This window comes from Lysinibacillus sp. FN11 (assembly GCF_024628845.1).
Taxonomy (GTDB): Bacteria; Bacillota; Bacilli; order Bacillales_A; family Planococcaceae; genus Lysinibacillus; species Lysinibacillus capsici.
Genome location: NZ_CP102383.1, coordinates 4,330,001 through 4,356,446, shown reverse-complemented (window position 1 = coordinate 4,356,446; position 26,446 = coordinate 4,330,001). Strand labels below are relative to the sequence as shown.

Genomic DNA, 26,446 nt, shown 5'->3' with positions numbered 1-26,446 from the left:
TGCCTTTATACCTATTTATAATTTCACTCGTTGTAAACGAAGTGCATTTAATACGACCGAAACTGAACTAAAGGCCATCGCTGCGCCTGCTACCCATGGAGCAAGAAGACCGAGTGCAGCAATTGGAATACCTAATGTATTATAAGCAAATGCCCAAAATAGATTTTGTTTAATATTACGCATTGTTTTTCTACTCATTAGAATGGCATCCGCGATACTATTTAAATCTCCACGAATAAGCGTAATATCTGCAGCTTCCATTGCCACATCTGTCCCTGTACCAATTGCCATCCCAATATTCGCTGTTGCTAAGGCAGGTGCGTCATTAATACCATCACCAACCATCGCTACTTTTTTCCCTTGGGCTTGAAGTTTTTTCACTTCATCAGCTTTACCTTCTGGTAAGACTTCTGCAATAACATGATTCACGCCTACCTCTGTTCCAATTGCTTGAGCAGTACGCTCGTTATCACCAGTCATCATGATGACCGTAATACCCATATCCTGTAAACGACGAATAGCTTCTTTTGATGTATCTTTCACGGTATCAGCCACAGCTACTAAACCTGCATATTGCCCATTGATGGCTGCCAACATGGCTGTCTTACCGTTTCGTTCTAGTTGCTCCATTGTTGGTAAAATATCATTAATACGAATACCATATTGTTGCATTAATTTACGTGTGCCAATGATAACACCTTGACCTGAGACAGTTGCCTGCACACCATAACCCGGTATTGCTTCAAAGAATTGAACGTCACCTAAAGCTATGCCGCGTTTTTCTATGCCTTGAACAATGGCTTCTGCTAGGGGATGCTCTGACTGCTTCTCTGCTGCCCCGATTAAGGATAAAAAGCGTGCTTCATCTTGCTCTGGCGCTAACAGTACATCTGTAAGCTCAGGTTTTCCATGTGTCACTGTTCCTGTTTTATCTACAACAACTGTATCTATGCCTTGTGTTTGCTCTAAATGTTCTCCACCTTTAAATAAAATACCAAACTCAGCTGCACGTCCAGAACCTGCCATTATTGAAGTTGGTGTTGCTAACCCAAGTGCACATGGACAAGCAATGACAAGAACTGCGATTAATACCTCTAAAGCAGGTGTAAATTCCCCTGGATGGACCCAAATAATCCAAATTAAAAAGGTTACAATGGCTATGCCAACAACAATAGGTACGAAAATCCCCGAAATCTGATCTGCTAAACGTTGAATAGGTGCTTTCGATCCTTGAGCATCTTCCACCACTTTAATAATTTGTGCTAATGCTGTATCACGTCCAACCTTTGTTGCAGTCATTTTAATAAAACCATTTTTGTTAATAGTTGAGCCAAATAATAGATCACCTTGCTTTTTATCAACTGGTAGACTTTCTCCTGTTAGCATCGATTCATCAACAGCTGTTGTCCCCTCTATTACCTCACCATCTACAGGAATTTTTTCACCTGGTTTCACTAAAATAACATCGCCAATGATAACTTCTTCTAATGGGACCTCCTTTTCTATACCGTCACGTACAACGATAGCTGTCTTTGCCTGAAGTCCCATTAGTTTTTTTATGGCTTCAGATGAACGTCCTTTTGCCTTTGCCTCAAATAATTTACCTAATAAAATAAGTGTAATTAATACAGCACTCGTTTCAAAATAAAGATGTGGTCCATGATGTGATCCTATCGTTACAATCGCTTGATAGACACTATAGAAATAGGCCGCTGATGTCCCCATAACAACAAGCACATCCATATTTGCACTACCATTGCGTAATGCTTTATATGCCCCTACATAAAATTGTTTACCAATAATAAATTGCACTGGCGTAGCCAATACCATTTGGACCCATGGATTCATTAGAAATTCTGGAACATATAAAAATGACGTAAAGGAAAAATGACCAACCATCGTCCAAAGCAGTGGTAAAGAAAGTATAGCTGATAAAATAAATTTATGTTGTTGCTGTTTGATAGCTTTTTCACGATGATCCACTGTTTCCTGCTCATCTGCCTTTTGATGTGCCCCATAGCCTAGCTTTTCAACTTTTGTAATGATATCTGCGATGGATACTTCCGAAGGATTAAACTCAATCATCGCTTTTTCCAGTGCTAAGTTGACATTAGCAGAGGAAATACCACTTAGTTTATTTAGCCCTTTTTCAATGCGAGTCGCACAGGCTGCACATGTCATACCTGTAATATCAAGTTCAGCTTTTTGTTTAACAACACCATAGCCAAGTGCTTCTATTTTCTTTTCAAAATCTGCTTCACTTAGTTTAGTTGGGTCATATTTAATAGATGATTTTTCTAGTGCTAAATTTACTGTTGCATGTTCTACACCATCCATTTTATTTAAACCTTTTTCTATACGAGTGGCACAGGCTGCACATGTCATACCCGTAATTTGCAAATTAGCTTCTTTACTAGCAGAACTCATTTACCATTCACCTCTCCTTATACCAACAGGGGGTATATAATTTTGAAAATAAGAGAGTGCTACTGGAGCACTCTACAAATTTTATTTTACTTCATAGCCTTGATCATCAATTGTCTCTTTAATTTGATCAAGTGACACTTGTGCATCGTCAAATGCAACATCAACTAAACCTTCTGCTAAATTTACTTTTACTTGTTCAACACCAGCTAAAGCACCAACGTTTTTTTCAACCGCGTTTACACAATGACCACATGACATTCCTTGTACGTTTAATGTTACGTTTTGCATAATAAAATCTCTCCTTTTGTATTTTTTTCAATCTATTTTTTCATTAACTTTTGAATCGTTATTACTAACTCATCTAATACTGCTTCATCGCCCTCTGATAGACGATCCACAACACAGCCCTTTAAATGACCTTCTAATAATATTTTTGCCACACTATTTAATGCAGATTGTGTAGCAGATAGTTGCGTAATAATATCATCACAGTAAACGTCTTTATCAATCATTCCCTTAATACCACGAATCTGACCTTCAATTCGATTTAAGCGAGTTGTTAAATCCTTTTTCACACGCTCAGGGTGATGACTTTTTCGGCAAGACGTAGCTTCCTCTGTATGACAAGCATCCTCTTTTACTGTCTCCTCCATTCACTACACCTCCTATTTGTAATTATCATACTATACCCAAGAAGGGTATGCAAGTCATAAAAAATTTTATTTTTCATCGTGATGATGTTCATGGTCATTTTCTAATTTACATAAAATAGAATTATCATGTCGATGTAAGGATGTTTCTAATTGAATTGTTACATGCTTAATGCCCTTATGTTGAAGATTGTGTTCAATTTTCCGCAAGATATGCTCACTCTCAGCTATTTTCAATTGATCATTTACAACCGCATGACAGGATAATGCATTCGTTCCACTAGTAATTGTCCAGATGTGTAAATCGTGGATACTTTCTATTCCATCAGTCTGCTCTATTAACTGAATAATCTCCTGAACATCTACATTTGAAGGTGTACCTTCCATTAAGACATGAATGGAGGCTTTTGTGACATGGTAGCCGCTTCGTACGACCAATAATGCAACAATAACGCTTGCAAGAGGATCTGCCCAGCCCCAGCCAAAAAACATAATTAATAGTGCCGCAACAATAGCGCCTACAGACCCTAGCATATCACTTAGTACATGTAAAAATGCTCCGCGCATATTTAAATTATCCTTTGTATCACTTCCACGCATCATAATCCAGGCAACTAAAATGTTAACGAACAAACCAATTGTACTAATTATAAGCATTCCAGTTGTAGCTACTTCTGGTGGGTTTGTAAATCGTTCAATTGCTTCATAGAAAATAAATAATGCAATTCCTATTAATGTAATGCCATTCAATACTGCAGCTAAAATCTCAAATCGTTTATAGCCGTATGTTTTACTATAGCTTGCAGCTTTTTCCCCAAACATAAAAGCTAACATTGCTATGCCTAAAGAGATAGAGTCACTTAACATATGCCCTGCATCTGATAAAAGAGCCAAACTATTTGTTAAAAAGCCACCAATGGCTTCCACTACCATATACCCTGTAATAATAATAAACGACAGTAATAATACCTTTTTATTTGCACCATGTGTATGATCATGGCCATGGTCATGTTGATGTCCCATTGTTATTCCCCCATTTCATTTTAGTTATGAGCCGCATGCTCAATAGCCTGCTTTAATAAATTCATAATGTGATCATCGTCCTTAGAATAATATATGGTTGTTCCTTCTCTCCTAAATTTCACCAATCTTAAATTTTTAAGAAAGCGTAATTGGTGGGAAACGGTTGATTGGCCTAAATCTAAAATTTCTGCAATATCATTAACAGAATGTTCATCTGAACAAAGTAAATTTAAAATACGAATTCGTGTTGGATCACTCAATGCTTTAAAAGTCTGAGATACTACAAATAATGTCTCTTCATCTAAATGCTGATCAATATTTTTTTGCATTTCTGAACTGTTTAATTTTTCATCCATAGAAGTTTACCCCATTCTTCAATATTTATATATGAGCATGTGTTCATATATAAATATATATGGATATATAAGGAATGTCAACAAGTATTTAAGATTCGACATATTACAGGTCAATCGCTTACGCATGACTGCGATGATTTTAGATGAATATAACATCCAAAAAGAAGTTAAAAGTAGCAATTACCAATTCTGCACGCTACACTACTGTTAAGGAGAGATATGAGTGGATATTTTTGACGTAGATCGTTTATTTATGAAACAAGCATTAGAGGAAGCTCAACAGGCTGCCTTACTTGGGGAAGTACCAATTGGTGCAGTACTTGTTTATGAAGGAAAAATCATTGCACGTGCGCATAATTTAAGAGAAACAACACAAAATGCAACAACACATGCGGAGCTGTTAGTGATTCAAGAAGCCTGCAAAAAAATAGGGAGTTGGCGACTGGAGGATACTACTCTTTATGTTACATTGGAGCCTTGTCCAATGTGTGCAGGAGCCATTCTCCAATCACGTGTACCCCGAGTTGTTTATGGGGCAAGAGATCAAAAAGCTGGCTGTGTAGATTCTCTTTACCATTTATTAAATGATGAACGCTTTAATCATGAATGTGATGTAACAGAAGGGATTTTAGCCGAGGAATGTGGTCAAATTTTAACAGACTTTTTTAAGGCATTACGAGACCGTAAAAAAGCTGAGAAAAAAGCACGATTAGCTTCCAACGATGTAAATGGTCATTAAAGAAGGTGCCTCCTAATGAGACACCTTCCTTTTATATTTAAGGGAATGGCGATATATATATGAAATGTGTCGTAGCAGCGACCATCTTCATAACTAATTTATTGAGCTTGAATAGTGGATTTTGTAAAAACACATTCTCCTTCGATAAATGTAGCGAATGGTTTTACATGCATAAGCTGGTTATGTGAAAGCGTCAGCAAATCGTCTGTTAGTACAACAAAATTAGCTTCATAGCCCTCTTTTAACTGACCAACGTTCTCCATACGAATCATCGTCTTGGCATCAACTGTGTATAGCTGTAATGCCTCCTCTACAGAGATTTTTTCTGCGGTACCTAAATCTGTTCCATCATAGGCTGTTCGTGTAACAGCTGTTTGTATCGTAACAAAGGGATTAGCCGCTTCTGCCCATGATGTAGCAGGCGCATCTGAAGAGAGCGCTGTCGCAATTCCTCTCTTGAGAAATGTTTGTACACCATATAATGTCTGTGTTTTTTCTAGCCCTAGATTCTCTAAATAACTCTCAATTTCACAAAATAAGAAGATGGGTTGTGGCACAAAGCCTATCCCCCATTCAGCAGCTTTTTGCAAGGCACTTTTAGATGGCATGGCTGCATGCTCAATACGAACAGACGGTGCATCTGTTAACCAAGCCTTTTCCTCATAAAATGTGTCGACAATTAGATCAATGGCTCTGTCCCCCATTGCATGAACCACTAATTGAATACCATATTCTTTTGCTACCGCAGCAGCAGCTAGCAGCTCCTCTTTCGAAGTCATCGCTATGCCTTTTTCATCACTTCCCAAAAATGGCTCAGAAACAAGTGCTGTACGGCCTGAAACACTACCATCCGAAAATAGCTTGATGCCTCCGATATAGGCTCCTGCAGAACGATCAATAGTATTTGCTGTCAACAGCTCAAATCGTTGAATATCCTCCCAGATATAATAAACTGCTACGCGTTGCTTAAAGCCTTTTTCTTGAGCTTTACGATACAGGCCTAAATAATCAATTGGTGCTACAGTTGCCATTAATTCTGTAATACTTGTTACACCATAGGATGCCAAAGTTTGTGATAGCTTTAGAAGCCTTTTGACAATCTCTTCTTCAGAGGGTGTAGGTAAATGCTGTAACACTAGATTCCGTGCATTTTCACGCAGTACGCCTGTAGGTTCTCCATTTTCATCCCGATCGATTTGTCCACCCTGTGGATCAAGCGTATCCTTCGTAATACCTGCGATTGCTAATGCTCTACTATTAACCGATACGATATGACCACATGTACGCATAACAATAACAGGTAACTCTGTAGAGGCACGGTCTAAGTCCTCTTTTAAAGGCGCTCTTCTTTCCTTTAGTTTCCCTTCATCATAGCCCCAGCCTAATAGCCATCCCCGCTGACTTGCATCATAATTTGCTAGTGCATTAATTATATCCTCAATAGAATAAATATATGGAGGTAAACAAGCCACTTGTTCCAAAACATCCGCTAACATAATCGGATGCATATGAGCGTCAATAATCCCAGGAATAATGACCTTTCCTTGTACATCTATTATTTCTCCCTGATAGGGGGGTAAATCTTCCTGTTGTCCAATCCAAAGTATCTCTCCTCCTTCAATTACCATAGCAGTTGCAGATGGCTGATTAGTATCTGCCGTATAAATCTTTGCGTTACAAATAATTTTCATCATTTTTCAACTCCTATTTCTTCCATACCAAAAGTAGATTTTTCAGGATCTTCTGCTTTCAGCACCTTATGCAAAATAGTACCGATAATAAAGCCAACAATAGATGGCATAATCCAAGCAAATCCACTAGACTGCAATGGTAAATGCATGACCAACTGTGTCACACCAGGTATCGTAATTTCATAGCTAGCAAATGTTTCAACGACGCTTACTAGAAATGCAAATAGTACAGTTCCTTTATAGGCTCCTGCATTTGGTACAAAACGATCAAAGGCTCCCAGTAGCACAAGTACAATAATGACTGGATAAATTACCAAGAAAATCGGCAATGTAATTTCGACGATGGCACCTACACCTAAGGAGCCAATAGTTGCGCCTACTACACACATAATAAAGACCCACGTTCTATAGCCAAGCTTCTCTTTTGTTAGTTCATTTAAAAACTGTGAAGATATGACCATGACGCCAATCGCTGATGTTAAGCAGGCAAAAACAACACATATAGCTAGTAACGCTTTACCCAAATTACCAATGACACTAAAGGCAATGCCCGCTAATAGTTCTGTATCACTGCCAGGATTTGTGATGATGCCACTACTTGTAGCCCCTAAATAAAGTAGGCCACCATATACTGCAATTAACCCTATTGCAGCAATAGCCATACCACCAAGCGCGACCTTTTTAGATTGTTTCCCTTTATAGCCGTAGCCAACGATTGCTGCTAAAAAGATTGGCGCACAAAGAATACCTGTTCCCACATCTCCTGTTTGATAGGCTGCTATTATGGAGTTGGCAAAAACACTTTCTGCACCGGTATTAATTGCCGCTCCTATTGGGTCTAATACCCCTTTACCAATGAGGATAATAAGTATAAGAACAAGAACAGGCGTCAACCATTTTCCAATCTTATCGATCACATTCGATTGGTCCATCGCAAAGTAAAAGCAAATCGCAAAAAATGCTAATACTGACACAATTAAAGGTACGTTCGGAATAATTTGTGATACCCCTAATTCATGAGTTGTCGCTGACATCCTCGGTATTGTGACAACCATCCCAATACAAACCATCATGACCGTATTAAAGGCTTTATAAAACCAATTTCCAATTGGTCTTGTGAGCGCTTCCACAGTTCCCCCAGTATTATAAATTGCATACACCGCAAGCACAGGTAAAATAACACCCGTTAAGCTAAAGCCCATCAGAGCGGAAATCCATGATTCCCCTGCACTATTTCCTATGGATGGCGGAAATATTAAATTCCCAGCACCAAAAAATATAGCAAATAAGGCTAGCCCCACGATTATCGTATGCTGCACAACTTTAGACATATCCTCAACCCCTTTATAATTGTTTACAGAAGATTTATCTAAATAATAAAAAATTTAATAACACGAAAAAAGGAGATAAATTTTTATCCCCTTTTTGTAAAATTTTTTTTACAACAATTCATATTTTAAACACTTATATTTTAGTAATTGACGAGAAATACCTAAACGTCTAGCTGTTTCCGCTAATCGTCCATCAGTTTCACGCAACTTTTCCGCTATAATTAGACGCTCGTAGGCTTCCGTTAAATCTCGTAAATGTCCAGATTGGTTGTTTTGCATGATCGAATGAGTTGAATGTTGAACATTTTTTTTAATCCTCTCTGGAACGTGTTCAACAAGTATTTCATCCCCAAGCAAATTATTATATGCCGATTCAAGGGCATTTTTTAGTTCACGCACATTCCCCGGCCAATGATAGGCATAAAATAACTGAATTACTTCATTACAATAGCTTACATTTTTCTGTAGTGTATGTTCATTGTAAAATTGTATATAAAAATCAAGGATAAGTGGAATATCTTCCTTCCTTAATCTTAGCGGTGGCAAATCAATTTGAAGAACATTTAAGCGATAAAATAAGTCCTCGCGTAGCCTTTTTTCAGCTAATAGTTTGTCCACATCTTCATTGACAGTAGTAATATACCGTATATCCAAGGGCTCACCATTTAACACTTTTATATCTACCGCATGTAAAAGTTTCGCCTGCAAAGATATATCCAATAAATTAAGGTGGTCAATGAGTAGCGTCCCTCCATTAGCCTCCTGTAACTTTCCACTTTTTGCTTCATTGTCCGAGCCGTATAGCTGAGTAAATATATTATCCTCTGTTAATGTTGAGCAGTTCAAAGTAATAAACGGCTTGGTATAGCGTTCACTTTCATTGTGTATGCCTTGTGCGATAATATCTTTCCCAGTTCCAGTTTCCCCAGTTAGTAAAACTGGTGCACTTTTTTGAGCACTACGACGTGCCTTTTCAAGTTGAGTTTTCATTTGGGCGTTTGTTGTAATGTAATCCTCTAAACGGTAGGTTGTATGATTATCTCGATATAATTTATGTCCCAGGAAATTATCTAAGTATTTAATTTGCTTAGTTTCATAAAAATGTTTTGAAAATTCAATGGCACCAATGGCTTTTCCATGCTCCATAATGGGATAGGTCGAACTCAGTGATAAATAACTAAAACCGTTCAATGTTGTAAGTTGTTGTTCATAGTATAAAACTGGCTGCCCTGTTTGTATGACTTGAAAGACAGTACTTGTCTCAGGTGATAAATTTTGATAATTATCAGTCACAGTGCTGTGAAAAAATTCATCTGGTGTTAAGCCGATTTCCAATAATATATTTAAATCTGCTAAATCATAAAAGATTGCACAGCCTTTATCATCTGTAATTAAAACATTATCAAATTCACTGAAAGCCTGTGCAAATTGTTGCAATTCCATGAATTTCTCCCCCTTGTCCCCATGAATATTACCCATTATAACGAATTTTCAAAAATTATGAGAGAATTCAATTTTTGAACACAAAAAGCTATTTTAGAACATCCATAAAGGAATTATCTAAAATAGCTTTATTTGTCGTTTATTTTGGTGCGATTATTTCTTTACCGCCCATATAAGGTCTTAAAACTTCAGGAATTACTACGCTGCCATCAGCTTGTTGGTAGTTTTCTAGAATAGCAGCAACTGTACGGCCAATGGCAAGACCTGAGCCGTTTAATGTATGCACATATTCTGGTTTTGCATTTGGCTCACGACGGAAGCGGATATTTGCTCGTCGTGCCTGGAAATCCTCAAAGTTAGAGCAAGAAGAAATTTCACGGTACATGTTTTGTGCAGGAATCCAAACTTCTAAATCATATTTTTTCGCTGCAGTAAAACCTAAGTCAGCTGTACACATTTTTAACTTACGATATGGTAAGCCTAATAATTGTAATACTTTTTCTGCATGACTTGTTAATAGCTCTAATTGTTCGTATGACTCCTCTGGTTTTACAAAGCGTACTAATTCTACTTTATTGAACTGGTGTTGACGAATTAAACCACGTGTATCACGACCTGCAGATCCCGCTTCTGAACGGAAGCACGCACTATACGCTGCAAAGCCTTGTGGTAAAGCCTCAGCCGGTAAAATCTCATCTCGATAGAAGTTCGTTACTGGTACTTCTGCAGTTGGAATCATGAAATAATCTGTTTCCTCTAATTTGAATACATCTTCCTCAAATTTCGGAAGTTGCCCTGTACCTGTTAGGCTATCTCGATTAACAATGACAGGTGGTAGCATTTCCTCGTAACCATGCTCCTCTGCATGTAAATCCATCATGAATGTCATTAATGCTCGTTCTAAACGAGCACCAAGACCACGATAGAATAAGAAACGGCTACCTGTTACTTTCGCGCCGCGTTCAAAGTCTACAATTTTTAAATCCGTAGCAAGGTCCCAGTGTGCTTTAATACCAAAATCAAATGTTGGAATTTCACCCCACGTATATTCTTCAACATTGTCGTCCTCTGTTGTGCCTACTGGTACAGATTCATGTGGGATGTTTGGTAAACGCATCATCATATCTTTAAAGCGTTCTTCAACATCATTTAATTGTACATCTAATTCTTTAATTTCATCGCCAACCTGACGCATACGAGCAATAACTTCATCAGCATTTTCTTTGTTGCGTTTCATAACTGAGATTTGTTCAGATACTTTATTGCGTTCTGCTTTTAATTCTTCTGTTTTGGCAATCAATTCACGACGTTTTGCATCTAAGTCTTCAAAGTCATCTAAGTTTCCTAAGTCCTCATTACGTGTTAATAACATCTCTTTAATTTCCGTGAAATTCTCACGTACGCGTTTAATATCTAACATCTTCATACCTCCAATAGTTTCTTGATGATGGAAAATCGTTGCAGCGAAATGAACACAAAAAAGCCCTCATCCCTATAAAGGGACGAGAGCTACCCGCGTTGCCACCCTAATTGACTAGACATATTTCTGCCTAATCCACTTATTTCATAACGGCATTTCAGCCGGCTACAGCCTACTTCATTCACTTCGACTGTGCAACTCCAGGACGGATTCACAAGTGCTTTTATCAGCTTCCACCAACCGCTGACTCTCTAAAAAAAACGTGCTTGTTACTACTTCCCATCATCGTGTTCAGTTATTTAAAATTTAAACATACTGTACTATATGAAAACAAATTTTGCAAGTCATACCATAGAGGATACAAAATATTCAAGAATTCGTGTATCCTCTGTTAATTCGGGATGAAACGAACAACCCAATAAATGGCCATCTTGTGCCAAGATTATTTTCCCTTCATGTTGTGCAAGAATTTCAACACCTTTACCTACCGCTTCAATATGAGGTGCACGAATAAATACTGCTGGAATCCCTACACCTACTTTAGGAATATCTAGTTGTACTTGGAAGCTATCCACCTGACGTCCATATGAGTTTCTTGCTACAGTCACGTCCATCACAGCCAAATGTGGCTCATCTTCAATTAGATCCATGGCTAATAAAATTAATCCCGCACATGTACCAAGCATCGGTAATCCTTGCTGTGCAAGTCCACGAATTGGCTCCAGTAGATCAAATCGATCCAGCAATTTTCTCATTGTTGTGCTTTCTCCACCTGGTAACACAAGTCCATCTAGGTTTCCTAAATCCTTTCTTTGTTTTACTTGAATTGCTTCGCAACCAAGAGCCTCTAACATTTGTATATGCTCACGAACTGCTCCTTGTAATGCTAATACACCAATTCGCTTCATGCTACCAACCTCGCTCTTGCATACGCTCGTTGTGTCCAAGCTGTGCAATATCAATCCCCTTCATTGGCACGCCGAGCTCTTTTGATATTTCCGCAATAAGCTTATAGTCTTTATAATGAGTAGTCGCCTCTACAATGGCACGTGCAAATTTTTCTGGCTTCTCAGATTTAAAAATACCTGAACCAACGAAAACGCCATCAGCTCCAAGTTCCATCATTAAGGCTGCATCAGCAGGCGTCGCCACTCCTCCTGCTGCGAAGTTTACTACTGGTAAACGACCAAGACGTTTAATTTCTCTTAATAACTCGAAAGGAGCTCCTAGTAATTTCGCCTCTGTCATTAATTCATCCTCTGTCATTCCTACGACTTTACGAACCTGTGCATTTACTTTACGAATATGGCGAACTGCCTCCACAATATTCCCTGTTCCTGGTTCACCTTTTGTCCGTAACATCGAGGCACCTTCCCCGATACGACGGGTTGCCTCCCCTAAATCACGACAGCCACACACAAACGGTACTGTGTATTCACTTTTTAATAAATGGTATTCTTCATCTGCTGGTGTTAAAACTTCACTTTCATCAATATAATCAACACCCATTGCTTCTAAAACACGTGCTTCAACAATATGACCTATACGTGCTTTGGCCATGACAGGAATAGTTACAGCTCCCATTACTTCCTCAACAATCCGAGGATCGGCCATGCGTGCAACGCCACCTGCTTTCCGAATATCTGAAGGTACTCTTTCTAATGCCATAACTGCTACAGCACCTGCAGCTTCTGCAATTTTTGCTTGCTCTGCATTAATGACATCCATAATGACGCCGCCTTTTTGCATTTCTGCCATTCCACGTTTTACTAGCTCTGTACCTGTTCGTTTCATTTTCTAACCTCCACCTTTATGATGAAGTTTAGTATAATAGAAATTGACCATATCAAAATATCCAGTTTTTAAAATATTTATAGGGTCAGGAGGTTCCAGATCATGGATATGCTTTTATTCCAGCTTGAAAGGGATAGTGATAAACCGCTTTATGATCAGCTTTATAACGGTATTAAAGAAGCTATTATTTCTAAGAAAATAACTGTAGGAGAAAAACTGCCTTCAAAAAGAAAATTAGCTGATTTTTTAAACATTTCCCAAACAACAATTGAAATTGCCTATGCTCAGCTATTAGCTGAAGGCTATATTATGTCCAAATCACGTATTGGCTATTTTGTAGAAGAAATAGATGAACTGCCTTACATTCAACAAGATACTATGGCGTCCATTAATGAATATCCTAAGAAAAAGTCTTACAAAATCGATTTTAATCCTGGATCTATTGATATCGATGCTTTTCCATTTCAAACATGGAGAAAGTATGCAAAAGAGCTTTTTGACGATACCTCAAAGGAGCTATTATTAACAGGGGAACCACAAGGTGAACTGCCTTTACGCACAGAGATTGCTAATTATTTATATCAATCCCGTGGTGTTGTATGCCACCCTGAACAAATTGTTATTGGTTCAGGGACGGAGCAGCTCCTCCCTATGATTCTCCGTCTTTTTAGTGAGGACACCAGCTTTGCATTAGAAAACCCAGGATACCCTGCCGTCCATCGAATGTTTTCCCAGCATAAACGAAAAGTTTACCCAATTGCAGTTGATGAAGAGGGCATAATTATTCATGATCTTGAAAAAACAGATGCTAATGTTGTGTATATTACACCCTCACATCAGTTCCCAACTGGAGCTGTATTATCTGCTACAAGACGAGCACAGGCTTTAAATTGGGCGGCACAAAGCACATCTCGTTATATTATTGAGGATGATTATGATTCGGAATTTCGTTATGCTGGAAAACCAATTCCTGCCCTACACGCATTAGATCGAAACGATAAAGTTATTTACATGAGTACTTTTACCAAATCTTTAATGCCATCCTTGCGAGTAGCTTATTTTGTACTTCCACCTAAGCTACTTGCTACTTATAACGATGTCTTTAATTATTACTCATCAACTGTGCCTCGTTTTGATCAGCATATTGTGGCAAATTTTATGGGTGATGGGCATTTTGCAAAGCATCTCAATCGTATGCGTAAAATTTATCGTAAAAAACATGATAAACTAACTTCTATTTTAGAAAAATATTCATCATCCATTAACATTACTGGTGAACAAGCGGGTATGCATATTTTATTAGAGGTTGAACACACATTCTCAGAAAAACAATTACAACAGCTCGCCTCTCAAGCAGAGATCGGTATTTATCCATTATCAGCCTATAGACTAGATGATTATGAATCTTCACAAGCTCAATTTTTATTAGGTTTTGGAGGGATTCCTGTACAAGCAATCGAATCATCCATTGAGCAGTTGATGGATTGCTGGAGTATACAAAAAAACGCCCCATCTATGTAGATGGGGCGTTTCAGACTGTAGACAAAAGCCCTCGAGAAGTTCACTCTCGAGGGCTTTTATCATTTTTCTTCCTATGTCGTCTTGATATTTGGTAATATATTACCAAATCCAACATACTCTTCGAGCATAGTTGCTCTCTTAAGCTACTTGCCACGTCCAAGTAGCCAGTTTCTTTAAATTCATGGCAGCAAAAGTAAGCATCGCCTGCATGGACAATTTTTTTAGACCTCTTAAGGTTGTCCATCGCATACCATGCTTTTCCTTTGCATCGGCAAAGACACGCTCAATCGTTTCTTTGCGCTTTGCATAGATTTGTTTGATGTCATAGGAATGGCGTAAATGTTCTGCTTCCTCCACATACGATTCCCAAATATGACGTTGAATGAGTTTTTGATGATGCTTACTTTCTGTACATTGGGATAGGCTTGGACACTTCGCACAAATCAAAGGATTCGATTTATATTGACGATACCCTTCTTTAGTCGTTGTCGTATACTTCAATAGCTGTCCTTGTGGACAAAGATAACAATTATAGTGCTCATCATATATATACTCATGCTTTCGGAAGAATCCATCTCTCGTTTTAGGACGTGTATAAGGAAGAACAGGCAACATTTGATTCTCTAATAAAAAGTTTGTAATTGCGGGTGTTTTATAGGCTGCATCTGCCGCAACAGCTAATGGTTTTTGAACGTTTTCAATGACTCTTTCCACAAGTGGCTGTAATACATGACTATCGTGCACATTTCCCGGAGTCACAATGGCACCCAAGACAAAGCCCTTTTCATCTGTCGCTGCATGAAAAGAATAAGCAAACTGTTTTGTACGTTCATCCTTCACGTAATATCCACTTTCAGGATCTGTCGTGCTTTCCTTTATTTCTTTCCATTCTTCTTTTTCAAATTTCTCCGGGGAAAAGGGCTTTTTTCCGTGTTCCTCACGATCAATATTTAACTCTAATTGAAGTTTCTCTTCATAAGCCCGTGTTTCTTTTCGCAAAACTTTTTTATCATACTTTCGTTTATTCGCACTCGCTTTCACATGCGTAGAATCGATAAATAAATGGTCTGCATGGAGGAGTCCTTGATGCATAATCTCTTTTAATATACGATAAAATATCTGCTCAAATATATCGGTGTCTTGAAAGCGACGGACATAATTTTTACCAAAGGTAGAGAAATGCGGAACTTCTGTATGGAAGCCAAATCCTAAAAACCAACGATACGCCATATTGGTTTCAATTTCTTTGATGGTTTGACGCATGGACCGTATACCAAAAACGTACTGAATAAACGTCATTTTAAAGAGAACAACAGGATCAATACTAGGGCGTCCTTTAGCAGAGTAGAGGTTTTCTACTAAAGGATAGATAAATGAAAAATCAATAGCCGCCTCTAGTTTTCGTACTAAATGATCTTGGGGAACTAATTGATCAATCGTTAACATTTCTAATTGTTCACGTTCATTGATTTGATTTTTCGTCATCATGGTTAATCACCTCGAAAGTGTACTTTTTATCAATAGATGAATAAGGAATTCTTTATGTAGAAGTTGATTGGAACGAAGGGTGGCGACTCCTGCGGGAAAAGCGGGAAAGTCGAGATCCTGGACTGAGCGAAGCGAGGGAAGCAGCTCGACCCCGCCCGCGGAAAGCGTCCGCCCGTAGTGGAAATCAACGGCTTTACTTTATTTTATTGTAAAAGAAAAAAGACTGTAGGCAAACTCAAAATTCATTGAGTTTGTCTACAGTCTCAAACGCCCCATCTATGTAGATGGGGCGTTTCACGTTGTTGAAAAACAACCCTGTCAATGAAATCCCTGTGAATTTCCACAGGGATTTTTTGAATTATTCAAAAGAATCTTCTATAATTTTATATGTGAGATGGAGTCCAACTTGTTTTAGTGAACGGAGCTTGGTCCATTTCTTAAAGTTTTGAATGAGTGCGATCATCAAAACTTGTGTTTTTACTTTGGGTATACCACGGTATCTGGCATAACGGAGACCGTGGTATTCTTTGCTATGGGCAAAGCTTAGTTCAATCGTTTGTGGTCGGACAGTTTTTAAAATTTTCCCTTTCCATGATAATCTCATTTCTCTTAGACGATCATAGGTTTTTTGATGAATAGAAAGCCTTAAAATACGGTCTTTTTCGTTTAAAGCGTACGGGCAGTTTTTGCAGCTTCCTTTTGATGCTTTAAATTCGTGATAGCCTTTGCGCGTTGATGTTGTATAACGAAACGGTACGCCCATTGGACAAGCATACGTCGTTTCGTTTAACTTTTTGAATTGATGACGCCGACAGCTTGGATGTTCTTTTGTCTGGCTTCTTTTATAAGGTATGGAGACAAAAAAGCCTCGTTTAAAGAGCTCATTCGCACATTGTGCATTATAATAGCCAGCATCTAATGTAATTTCTTTCGCATACTGCTGAAATAGTTCATGCAATTGATTCAGCTGCTGAGGTAAAATTTGATGTCCAGGTCTATTTGCTGCTGTGATTTCAGAGGCAATAATAAATCCATGTAATGTATCGACAATACGATGTTCATAATACGCAAATTGCCCTCTCTCCACATGTTTAACGGATAGGCGCGCATCTTCATCGACAGGACTAAAATTCGTTGGATGAAATATCACTTTAGATAGGGCCGGCTTTAATGGTTTTTTTCCTTGTTTTTCGCGGAATTGATTGATTCGTTTTAAATCGTTCTCATTCTCTTCAACCATTTTTTTCACAAGGAGCCGTTGACGAAAACGTTTATTGGCATTGGCCTTTAACTCCGTTTCATCTGCAGCCCACGTTTTATTCGCAATAAATCCTTCCTGATGAATGGCCCACACTTGTTCATTAAACAACGCTAACCAAAATGGAGGTCCTTTCAGACGTTCCCATAAAAAACGAGAAATTGTACTATGATGAGGTACTTTTTCAAATAGATGAATCCCTAGAAACCAACGATACGTGGCATTTGATTGAACTTGTTTACACGTCAAACGGACAGATCGAAACCCTTCTAGACTTTGAATCAATAATATCTTCACCAAAATAATCGGATCTTTAGACGGACGCCCGGTAGGTGTATTTGAATAATAGCGCATCAACTTTTTTAAAATCGATTGCCAATCAATTAATTGATCCAATTGCACTAACAGGTGGCTCTTATCATACATAGCTAAATAAGCCTCCCGATTTTTTTCGATGGTCTGTCTTGAAGTAGTAAAGAACATAAAAATCCCTCCAATTCATTTCATAGAATTGAAAGGACTTTACCCGATTTTTCAAAAAAATTTCATTGACTAAATAGTTTATCAACAGAATGGGACATTTTTGTTACAGTTGTAACAAAAATGTCACACGTTGTTGAAAAACAACCCTGTCAATGAAATCCCTGTGAATTTCCACAGGGATTTTTTGAATTATTCAAAAGAATCTTCTATAATTTTATATGTGAGATGGAGTCCAACTTGTTTTAGTGAACGGAGCTTGGTCCATTTCTTAAAGTTTTGAATGAGTGCGATCATCAAAACTTGTGTTTTTACTTTGGGTATACCACGGTATCTGGCATAACGGAGACCGTGGTATTCTTTGCTATGGGCAAAGCTTAGTTCAATCGTTTGTGGTCGGACAGTTTTTAAAATTTTCCCTTTCCATGATAATCTCATTTCTCTTAGACGATCATAGGTTTTTTGATGAATAGAAAGCCTTAAAATACGGTCTTTTTCGTTTAAAGCGTACGGGCAGTTTTTGCAGCTTCCTTTTGATGCTTTAAATTCGTGATAGCCTTTGCGCGTTGATGTTGTATAACGAAACGGTACGCCCATTGGACAAGCATACGTCGTTTCGTTTAACTTTTTGAATTGATGACGCCGACAGCTTGGATGTTCTTTTGTCTGGCTTCTTTTATAAGGTATGGAGACAAAAAAGCCTCGTTTAAAGAGCTCATTCGCACATTGTGCATTATAATAGCCAGCATCTAATGTAATTTCTTTCGCATACTGCTGAAATAGTTCATGCAATTGATTCAGCTGCTGAGGTAAAATTTGATGTCCAGGTCTATTTGCTGCTGTGATTTCAGAGGCAATAATAAATCCATGTAATGTATCGACAATACGATGTTCATAATACGCAAATTGCCCTCTCTCCACATGTTTAACGGATAGGCGCGCATCTTCATCGACAGGACTAAAATTCGTTGGATGAAATATCACTTTAGATAGGGCCGGCTTTAATGGTTTTTTTCCTTGTTTTTCGCGGAATTGATTGATTCGTTTTAAATCGTTCTCATTCTCTTCAACCATTTTTTTCACAAGGAGCCGTTGACGAAAACGTTTATTGGCATTGGCCTTTAACTCCGTTTCATCTGCAGCCCACGTTTTATTCGCAATAAATCCTTCCTGATGAATGGCCCACACTTGTTCATTAAACAACGCTAACCAAAATGGAGGTCCTTTCAGACGTTCCCATAAAAAACGAGAAATTGTACTATGATGAGGTACTTTTTCAAATAGATGAATCCCTAGAAACCAACGATACGTGGCATTTGATTGAACTTGTTTACACGTCAAACGGACAGATCGAAACCCTTCTAGACTTTGAATCAATAATATCTTCACCAAAATAATCGGATCTTTAGACGGACGCCCGGTAGGTGTATTTGAATAATAGCGCATCAACTTTTTTAAAATCGATTGCCAATCAATTAATTGATCCAATTGCACTAACAGGTGGCTCTTATCATACATAGCTAAATAAGCCTCCCGATTTTTTTCGATGGTCTGTCTTGAAGTAGTAAAGAACATAAAAATCCCTCCAATTCATTTCATAGAATTGAAAGGACTTTACCCGATTTTTCAAAAAAATTTCATTGACTAAATAGTTTATCAACAGAATGAAACGCCCCATCTATGTAGATGGGGCGTTTTATATTAAGTCTCAATTAATTGAATTTGATAATGCTCAAACCAAGTATGAATTTGCCCTAGATAAGCTAAAAGCTGGGGACCTGCCATTAATTGCCCGTACCATGGAACCTTAAAAGAGCTACCTCCCGATTCAATTAACTCCGCAAGCTTTTGTCGTTCAAATAGTTCATGCAAGATTGAATTTTTATCATGCAGAATTTCCTTCAACCATTTTTGCACTCCTGCTGTATAGACAGGATGATATGTTTTGGGATAAGGATTTTTTTTACGATATAACACTTCATTCGGCAATAGATGTGCCATTGATTTTCGAAGTAATCCTTTTTCTATTCCATCCAAATTCTTCATTTCCCACGGAATATTCCAGGCATATTCTACAAGCCGATGATCTGCAAAAGGGACACGTACCTCTAAACTTGCCCCCATACTCATACGATCCTTCCGCTCTAATAATGTTTGCATAAACCATAGCATATTTAAGTAGGACATTTCGCGATGCTTTGCCTCTGCTAGACCTTCTCCATCTAACAAAGGAACTTCAGCTATTGTTTGTGTATATAGTTGTTGTGCATAGGCTTCAATTTTTAATTTTTTGTTCCACTTCTCTTGGAGTAATGCACTTCTTTCAGACAATGAACGGATCCAAGGGAAACCAGTAATCCTATCTTTAAACCATGGATAACCACCAAAAATTTCATCTGCACACTCTCCTGATAGCGCTACAGTAAATTCCCTTTTTATTTCACGACAAAACCATAATAACGAAGAATCTACATCTGCCATACCTGGAGAATCGCGAACGATGACCGATTCCACTAATAAATCAATTAACTGTTGCTGAGTGATCTCCTCTGCGTGATGAGCTGTCTTGAAAGTTTCTGTCATTTTTTGAATCCAGTACGTATCTGTGGAGGTCTGGAAAGAATGTGGGTTAAAGAATCGCTCATTATCTTCATAATCAATAGAATACGTATGCAACTGATGGCTTTGCTGTTGGAATCTATTTGCTGCAATGCCGGTGATAATACTGGAATCTAGTCCTCCTGAAAGAAACGTACAAATGGGTACATCTGAAACTAGCTGACGTTCTATAGCATCCGTTAACAAAAAACGAACATGTTCAATTGTTTCTCCTAATGTTTCTTCATGTCTACGACTTTGTAGCTGCCAATACGGCCACTTTCTTAAACCTTCTTCTCTAGAGAATCGCATAGCATAGCCAGGCCGTAATTCTTTAATATTTTGAAAAAGGGTTTTACCTGGCTCTCTAGAAGGCCCTACAGCCATCATACTTGCCAACCCTTCAACATTTACACATGCTTGAACCGTGGGGTGTGCTAGCAGAGCCTTCACCTCCGATGCAAAAAGTACACCTTCTTGTTGCTCTGTATAATACAAGGGCTTTACGCCTAGTCGGTCTCGACACAAAAATAAAGACTGTGTTTGCTCATCCCAAACACCGAAGGCAAAAATACCATTTAGAAATTCTACACACTGCTCTTTCCATTCAATATAGGCAGTTAATAGTACTTCAGTATCTGATTGTGTTGTAAAACTGTGCCCTCTTTTTTGAAGTTCCTTACGTAGCTCTTCTGTATTGTAAAGTTCGCCATTATATGTAATGACATAGTTCAAACCATCATGGATTTTTTTCATTGGTTGTTTACCACCGATTAAATCAATAACAGCTAACCGTCGATGGCCAAATGCAATATGCTCACTACACCAAATATTTTCATCATCTGGCCCTCTCTTATTTAATGTTTGCGTCATCGATTTTAATATTGTGTCACTTGTTCTTAAATCCTTTTGAAAACTAGCCCAGCCTGTAATGCCACACATTTAGCCACATCCTTTCGCCTATTAGCGTATGCTGTAGCGTGTAAAAATGTGAAAAAGCACATGAATGCTTAAGTACATTCATGTGCTCTTATTTAAATATTAAAACAATCCACCAACAAAGTCTGTAATGCCTCCCCATAAATTACCGAAGAAGTTACCTACACCTTGGAAGAACAATGAGATACCGCTAGCACGCTCTACAGCCTCTGTTGTGACAACATCGGATGAAATATCCTTGCCATCGATAAAGCCGTAATCTGTGCCTTCTGTGCGTTCAATAACGACCTTTCCTACAACAGTGTCTTTTTTAACATCTGCCTCTAAACTCTTTTTATCTAAAACCAATGTAGGTTTATATAAGTCTTTATCAGAAGACTTAATCATAAATGAAATTGGTTCTTTTACTGCAATCGATACTTTGTCTTCTTTACCTTTTGTTACTTTAACTGTTTTTTGATTTTTGAATGTATAGTTCCCTGGTAAAATTTCCTGCTTTGAGAATTGTGAAAAGCCGTAGTTAAATAATTTCGCTGTGGCATCAAAGCGAGCTTCATATGAACCTTGTCCATTTGCATCAACAGCCTTCATTACAACTGCAATCAAACGAGTACCATTGCGCTCTGCAGTACCTGTGAAGCAGTGACCTGCAAAGTTTGTTGTACCTGTCTTTAATCCATCTACACCTTGATATTCATACACTAATCCCGGTAACATAAAGTTCCAGTTAGACATTTTAATTGCATCTTCTGTCCCTTCACGGAATGTCTTTTTTGCAATTTTAGATGTCTCTAATACCTTTGGGTGATCCTTTAATAAATGATACGCTAATTTAGCTACAGATTTTGCAGGCATTACATTTTCATCTTCTGGGCCTGTGCCTGATGGATGCATACCAAATAAATCAGCATTATTAAGACCAGTAGCGTTGACAAATTTATAGCCCTCTATACCAAGTTCTTCTGCTTTTTTATTCATTAACTTTAAAAATTCAGTTTCAGAACCTGCGATCGTTTCAGCAATGGCTACGGTTGCTGCATTTGCTGAATAGATTGCCATTGCCTCGTATAGCTCACGAATCGTATAAGTGCCATCTCTACGTAAAGGTACATTACTTAATGCACGATTTTGAGACATACGATACGTATAATCTGTTACGTGATATTCTTGATCCCACTTAACTGTCCCTGCATCAATCGCGTCCAATAACAGGTATTCAGTCATCATCTTTGTCATACTTGCAATACCTAGTGAAGTATCTGCATTTTGTTCAAATAAAATTTTTCCTGAATCTGCATCAATTAAAATCGCAGCATCCACTGTTAATCCTAAATCTGTTTCCGCATTAGCCTTTGCAGGAATACCTGCAAAAATACTAAATAATAAAACAGGAATTAGGAGTAAGCGTAATACGGTGTTCATTTTCTTTTTCACCTTTAAAGCCCTCCAAAAAATAATCTTGTCCTCGACATTTTATCATAGATAACAACAAACGTGTTGACTCTCTACCATAAAAAAATGCTCTCGCGCCATCTTTGTAGACGATGCGAAAGCATAAAAGTTGCAAGTAATATATTACATGGAATAGTTTGGTGATTCTTTTGTAATCTGTACATCATGTGGATGTGATTCACGTAGACCAGCACCTGTCATTCTAACAAATTGTGCATTCTCGCGTAGGTGTTCAAGATGTGGAGCTCCACAATAACCCATACCAGCGCGAATACCACCAATCAGTTGGTAGATTGTATCAGCTAATGGTCCTTTATAAGGAAGGCGGCCTTCAATACCTTCAGGTACTAATTTTTTTGCATCCTCTTGGAAGTAACGATCTTTAGAACCTTTTTCCATTGCGCCGATAGAACCCATACCACGATAAACTTTAAAACGACGTCCTTGGAAGATTTCTGTTTCTCCCGGAGATTCAGATGTACCTGCTAGAAGGGAACCAAGCATTACAACGTTGCCTCCAGCTGCTAGTGCTTTTACGATATCACCAGAGTATTTAATACCACCATCTGCAATTATTGTTTTACCTAGCTCACGAGCTACTGTAGCACAATCATATACTGCTGTAATTTGTGGGACACCTACACCTGCTACAACACGTGTAGTACAAATAGAACCAGGACCGATACCTACTTTAACAACATCTGCTCCTGCTTCAAATAATGCACGTGCGCCTTCTCCTGTAGCAACATTACCAGCGATGATTTCTAGCTCAGGGTAAGTCTCACGGATTGAACGAATTGTTTGTAATACGCCTTCTGAATGACCGTGGGCTGTATCGATTACAACAATGTCAACTTGTGCTTCTACAAGCTTCTCAATACGTACCATCGTATCCTTTGATACACCAACAGCCGCGCCTACTAGTAAACGGCCATGTGTATCTTTCGCAGCATTCGGGAATTCAATCACTTTCTCGATATCCTTAATTGTAATAAGTCCAGTTAATCTACCTTCTTCATCTACAATTGGAAGCTTTTCGATTTTATATTGTTGAAGAATTTTTTCAGCATCCTCTAAAGTCGTTCCAACTGGTGCTGTAATCAAATCTTCTTTCGTCATTACATCTTCAATTTTTAAAGAGTAGTCAGAGATAAAACGTAAATCTCGGTTTGTAATAATCCCTACTAGCTTTTGATTTTCCATACTATCAACAATAGGAACACCAGAGATTCGGTATTTACCCATTAGATGCTCAGCATCGAAAACTTGATGTGTCGGAGTTAAGAAGAATGGGTTTGTAATAACACCATTTTCAGAACGTTTTACTTTTTCTACCTGTTCAGCTTGCTCATCAATTCCCATGTTTTTATGAATAATACCGATACCGCCTTGACGTGCCATAGCAATCGCCATTTTAGACTCTGTAACTGTATCCATACCTGCGCTGACCATTGGGATGTTTAATTTAATCTTTGGTGTTAATTGAACAGATAAATCAACATCTTTCGGTAGTACTTCGGAATGAGCTGGTACTAATAATACATCATCAAAAGTTAAACCTTCTTTGGCAAATTTAGTCTCCCACATTTTCGTAACTTCCTCCTATAGTTAAAAGAATATTAATTGTAAGATTAACAACGTGGACTGCTACTGTCAAGGAACTTATAAAAGAAAGACAATTCAGATTTTTAACAAATAACAATTAAGATAAACAATACAAATAATTAACTACTTTTTTGAGGCATTTATTTGCATTATTTAAATTCAAAAAACATATTTGATCAAACTCTTTGGTAAAGTTAAAAGTTATCAAGAGAAAGTAAAAAAACAGTCAGCGCACAGCTGACTGTTTTGTTGCCTAGCGACGTCCTACTCTCACAGGGGGAAGCCCCCAACTACCATCGGCGCTAAAGAGCTTAACTTCCGTGTTCGGTATGGGAACGGGTGTGACCTCTTTGCCATCATCACTAGACTTTGTATTTAATTGAAAGAATTGTTCTTTCAAAACTGGATAAACGGTGCATTGAATGTTTCAAACTTTTTTGGTTAAGTCCTCGATCGATTAGTATTCGTCAGCTCCATGTGTCACCACACTTCCACCTCGAACCTATCTACCTCATCGTCTTTGAGGGATCTTACTTACTTGCGTAATGGGAAATCTCATCTTGAGGGGGCTTCATGCTTAGATGCTTTCAGCACTTATCCCGTCCACACATAGCTACCCAGCGATGCCTTTGGCAAGACAACTGGTACACCAGCGGTGTGTCCATCCCGGTCCTCTCGTACTAAGGACAGCTCCTCTCAAATTTCCTACGCCCACGACGGATAGGGACCGAACTGTCTCACGACGTTCTGAACCCAGCTCGCGTACCGCTTTAATGGGCGAACAGCCCAACCCTTGGGACCGACTACAGCCCCAGGATGCGATGAGCCGACATCGAGGTGCCAAACCTCCCCGTCGATGTGGACTCTTGGGGGAGATAAGCCTGTTATCCCCGGGGTAGCTTTTATCCGTTGAGCGATGGCCCTTCCATGCGGAACCACCGGATCACTAAGCCCGTCTTTCGACCCTGCTCGACTTGTAGGTCTCGCAGTCAAGCTCCCTTGTGCCTTTACACTCTACGAATGATTTCCAACCATTCTGAGGGAACCTTTGGGCGCCTCCGTTACCTTTTAGGAGGCGACCGCCCCAGTCAAACTGTCCGCCTGACACTGTCTCCTGCCCCGCTAAGGGGCATGGGTTAGAATTTCAATACAACCAGGGTAGTATCCCACCGACGCCTCCTTCGAAGCTGGCGCTCCGAGATCTCTGGCTCCTACCTATCCTGTACAAGTTGTACCAAAATTCAATATCAGGCTACAGTAAAGCTCCACGGGGTCTTTCCGTCCTGTCGCGGGTAACCTGCATCTTCACAGGTACTATAATTTCACCGAGTCTCTCGTTGAGACAGTGCCCAGATCGTTACGCCTTTCGTGCGGGTCGGAACTTACCCGACAAGGAATTTCGCTACCTTAGGACCGTTATAGTTACGGCCGCCGTTTACTGGGGCTTCAATTCGCAGCTTCGCTTGCGCTAACCACTCCTCTTAACCTTCCAGCACCGGGCAGGCGTCAGCCCCTATACGTCACCTTACGGTTTTGCAGAGACCTGTGTTTTTGCTAAACAGTCGCCTGGGCCTATTCACTGCGGCTCTCATGCGCTTGCACGCTCAAGAGCACCCCTTCTCCCGAAGTTACGGGGTCATTTTGCCGAGTTCCTTAACGAGAGTTCTCTCGCACACCTTAGGATTCTCTCCTCGACTACCTGTGTCGGTTTGCGGTACGGGCACCTCTCACCTCGATAGAGGCTTTTCTTGGCAGTGTGAAATCAGGAACTTCGTCCATACGGACTCGCCATCACAGCTCAACGTTACAGTGTGCGGATTTGCCTACACACACGCCTTACTGCTTGGACGCGCACAACCAACGGCGCGCTTACCCTATCCTACTGCGTCCCCCCATTTCTCAAACGGTGAGGAGGTGGTACAGGAATATCAACCTGTTGTCCATCGCCTACGCCTATCGGCCTCGGCTTAGGTCCCGACTAACCCTGAGCGGACGAGCCTTCCTCAGGAAACCTTAGTCATACGGTGGACGGGATTCTCACCCGTCTTTCGCTACTCATACCGGCATTCTCACTTCTAAGCGCTCCACCAGTCCTTCCGGTCTGACTTCAACGCACTTAGAACGCTCTCCTACCACTGACATCGTAGATGTCAATCCACAGCTTCGGTGAATCGTTTAGCCCCGATACATTTTCGGCGCAGCGTCACTCGACCAGTGAGCTATTACGCACT

19 protein-coding genes, 2 rRNA genes and 1 other annotated feature (1 of these 22 only partly in view) are annotated in these 26,446 nt (G+C 39.2%); of the genes, 2 read left to right on the top strand and 19 right to left on the bottom strand.

The features are described from left to right. Positions 1 to 15: 15 nt before the first annotated feature. The 5 genes from NP781_RS22825 to NP781_RS22805 all read right to left on the bottom strand — a co-directional run bounded on the left by NP781_RS22825 (position 16) and on the right by NP781_RS22805 (position 4,456). Positions 16 to 2,427 (bottom strand): heavy metal translocating P-type ATPase, encoded by a 2,412-nt coding sequence (locus NP781_RS22825; protein ID WP_221683465.1) that lies wholly within the window; start codon positions 2,425 to 2,427, stop codon positions 16 to 18. Positions 2,428 to 2,508: 81 nt separating this feature from the next. Further along, positions 2,509 to 2,715 (bottom strand): copper chaperone CopZ, encoded by a 207-nt coding sequence (copZ, locus tag NP781_RS22820; protein WP_036121975.1) that lies wholly within the window; start codon positions 2,713 to 2,715, stop codon positions 2,509 to 2,511. A 32-nt stretch (positions 2,716 to 2,747) separates the two neighbouring features. Then, complete coding sequence (locus NP781_RS22815) at positions 2,748 to 3,080, bottom strand: metal-sensing transcriptional repressor (RefSeq protein WP_004233976.1); 333 nt, start codon at positions 3,078 to 3,080, stop codon at positions 2,748 to 2,750. Positions 3,081 to 3,146: 66 nt separating this feature from the next. Then, positions 3,147 to 4,100, bottom strand: a complete 954-nt coding sequence (locus NP781_RS22810) for a cation diffusion facilitator family transporter (protein ID WP_257520898.1) — start codon at positions 4,098 to 4,100, stop codon at positions 3,147 to 3,149. 20 nt (positions 4,101 to 4,120) lie between these two features. Then, positions 4,121 to 4,456, bottom strand: a complete 336-nt coding sequence (locus NP781_RS22805) for an ArsR/SmtB family transcription factor (protein WP_004233978.1) — start codon at positions 4,454 to 4,456, stop codon at positions 4,121 to 4,123. Between the two features lie 223 nt (positions 4,457 to 4,679). Here NP781_RS22805 and tadA point away from each other — a divergent pair, with 223 nt between their 5' ends. Next, the gene (tadA, locus tag NP781_RS22800) at positions 4,680 to 5,195 is read left to right on the top strand and encodes a tRNA adenosine(34) deaminase TadA (RefSeq protein ID WP_257520897.1); all 516 of its coding nucleotides are present in this window, start codon (positions 4,680 to 4,682) and stop codon (positions 5,193 to 5,195) included. Positions 5,196 to 5,293: 98 nt separating this feature from the next. Here the strand turns inward: tadA and NP781_RS22795 are convergent, their stop codons facing one another. From NP781_RS22795 to pdxS, 6 genes are all read right to left on the bottom strand, one after another. Further along, positions 5,294 to 6,889, bottom strand: coding sequence for an amidohydrolase (locus NP781_RS22795; protein WP_257520896.1), 1,596 nt, complete (start codon positions 6,887 to 6,889; stop codon positions 5,294 to 5,296). Then, entirely contained in the window at positions 6,886 to 8,217 is a 1,332-nt protein-coding gene (brnQ, locus tag NP781_RS22790) for a branched-chain amino acid transport system II carrier protein (RefSeq protein WP_257520895.1), read from the bottom strand. The genes NP781_RS22795 and brnQ overlap by 4 nt, the downstream gene beginning before the upstream one ends. A 108-nt stretch (positions 8,218 to 8,325) precedes the next feature. Next, positions 8,326 to 9,660 carry a sigma 54-interacting transcriptional regulator gene (locus tag NP781_RS22785; RefSeq protein WP_257520894.1) on the bottom strand — a complete coding sequence of 445 codons (1,335 nt, stop codon included), beginning with the start codon at positions 9,658 to 9,660 and terminating at the stop codon, positions 8,326 to 8,328. A 139-nt stretch (positions 9,661 to 9,799) separates the two neighbouring features. Further along, entirely contained in the window at positions 9,800 to 11,080 is a 1,281-nt protein-coding gene (gene serS / locus NP781_RS22780) for a serine--tRNA ligase (RefSeq protein ID WP_257520893.1), read from the bottom strand. Positions 11,081 to 11,155: 75 nt separating this feature from the next. Next, positions 11,156 to 11,375 (bottom strand) — a binding site (T-box leader). Between the two features lie 49 nt (positions 11,376 to 11,424). Then, positions 11,425 to 11,988, bottom strand: coding sequence for a pyridoxal 5'-phosphate synthase glutaminase subunit PdxT (gene pdxT, locus NP781_RS22775; RefSeq protein WP_257520892.1), 564 nt, complete (start codon positions 11,986 to 11,988; stop codon positions 11,425 to 11,427). A gap of 1 nt (position 11,989) precedes the next feature. Then, positions 11,990 to 12,874 carry a pyridoxal 5'-phosphate synthase lyase subunit PdxS gene (gene pdxS, locus NP781_RS22770; protein WP_257520891.1) on the bottom strand — a complete coding sequence of 295 codons (885 nt, stop codon included), beginning with the start codon at positions 12,872 to 12,874 and terminating at the stop codon, positions 11,990 to 11,992. 102 nt (positions 12,875 to 12,976) lie between these two features. Here pdxS and NP781_RS22765 point away from each other — a divergent pair, with 102 nt between their 5' ends. After that, positions 12,977 to 14,395 carry a MocR-like pyridoxine biosynthesis transcription factor PdxR gene (locus NP781_RS22765; protein ID WP_257520890.1) on the top strand — a complete coding sequence of 473 codons (1,419 nt, stop codon included), beginning with the start codon at positions 12,977 to 12,979 and terminating at the stop codon, positions 14,393 to 14,395. A gap of 138 nt (positions 14,396 to 14,533) precedes the next feature. Here NP781_RS22765 and NP781_RS22760 read toward each other — a convergent pair whose 3' ends face one another. The 8 genes from NP781_RS22760 to NP781_RS22725 all read right to left on the bottom strand — a co-directional run. Then, complete coding sequence (locus tag NP781_RS22760; protein ID WP_257520889.1) at positions 14,534 to 15,883, bottom strand: IS1182 family transposase; 1,350 nt, start codon at positions 15,881 to 15,883, stop codon at positions 14,534 to 14,536. A gap of 358 nt (positions 15,884 to 16,241) precedes the next feature. Further along, positions 16,242 to 17,624: an IS1182 family transposase gene (locus NP781_RS22755; protein ID WP_257520888.1), complete on the bottom strand. Its 1,383-nt coding sequence runs from the start codon at positions 17,622 to 17,624 to the stop codon at positions 16,242 to 16,244. Between the two features lie 189 nt (positions 17,625 to 17,813). Continuing rightward, positions 17,814 to 19,196 carry an IS1182 family transposase gene (locus NP781_RS22750; protein WP_257520888.1) on the bottom strand — a complete coding sequence of 461 codons (1,383 nt, stop codon included), beginning with the start codon at positions 19,194 to 19,196 and terminating at the stop codon, positions 17,814 to 17,816. A gap of 126 nt (positions 19,197 to 19,322) precedes the next feature. Next, positions 19,323 to 21,161 carry an asparagine synthase (glutamine-hydrolyzing) gene (gene asnB, locus NP781_RS22745; protein WP_257520887.1) on the bottom strand — a complete coding sequence of 613 codons (1,839 nt, stop codon included), beginning with the start codon at positions 21,159 to 21,161 and terminating at the stop codon, positions 19,323 to 19,325. A gap of 99 nt (positions 21,162 to 21,260) precedes the next feature. Then, on the bottom strand, positions 21,261 to 22,592 hold the full coding sequence (locus NP781_RS22740) for a D-alanyl-D-alanine carboxypeptidase family protein (protein WP_257520886.1): 1,332 nt from the start codon (positions 22,590 to 22,592) through the stop codon (positions 21,261 to 21,263). A 141-nt stretch (positions 22,593 to 22,733) separates the two neighbouring features. Continuing rightward, positions 22,734 to 24,197 (bottom strand): IMP dehydrogenase, encoded by a 1,464-nt coding sequence (guaB, locus tag NP781_RS22735; RefSeq protein WP_004233999.1) that lies wholly within the window; start codon positions 24,195 to 24,197, stop codon positions 22,734 to 22,736. A gap of 269 nt (positions 24,198 to 24,466) precedes the next feature. Continuing rightward, a 5S ribosomal RNA gene (gene rrf, locus NP781_RS22730) occupies positions 24,467 to 24,582 on the bottom strand. Positions 24,583 to 24,652: 70 nt separating this feature from the next. Further along, positions 24,653 to 26,446: ribosomal RNA gene (locus NP781_RS22725) — 23S ribosomal RNA — on the bottom strand (it continues 1,133 nt past the right edge of the window).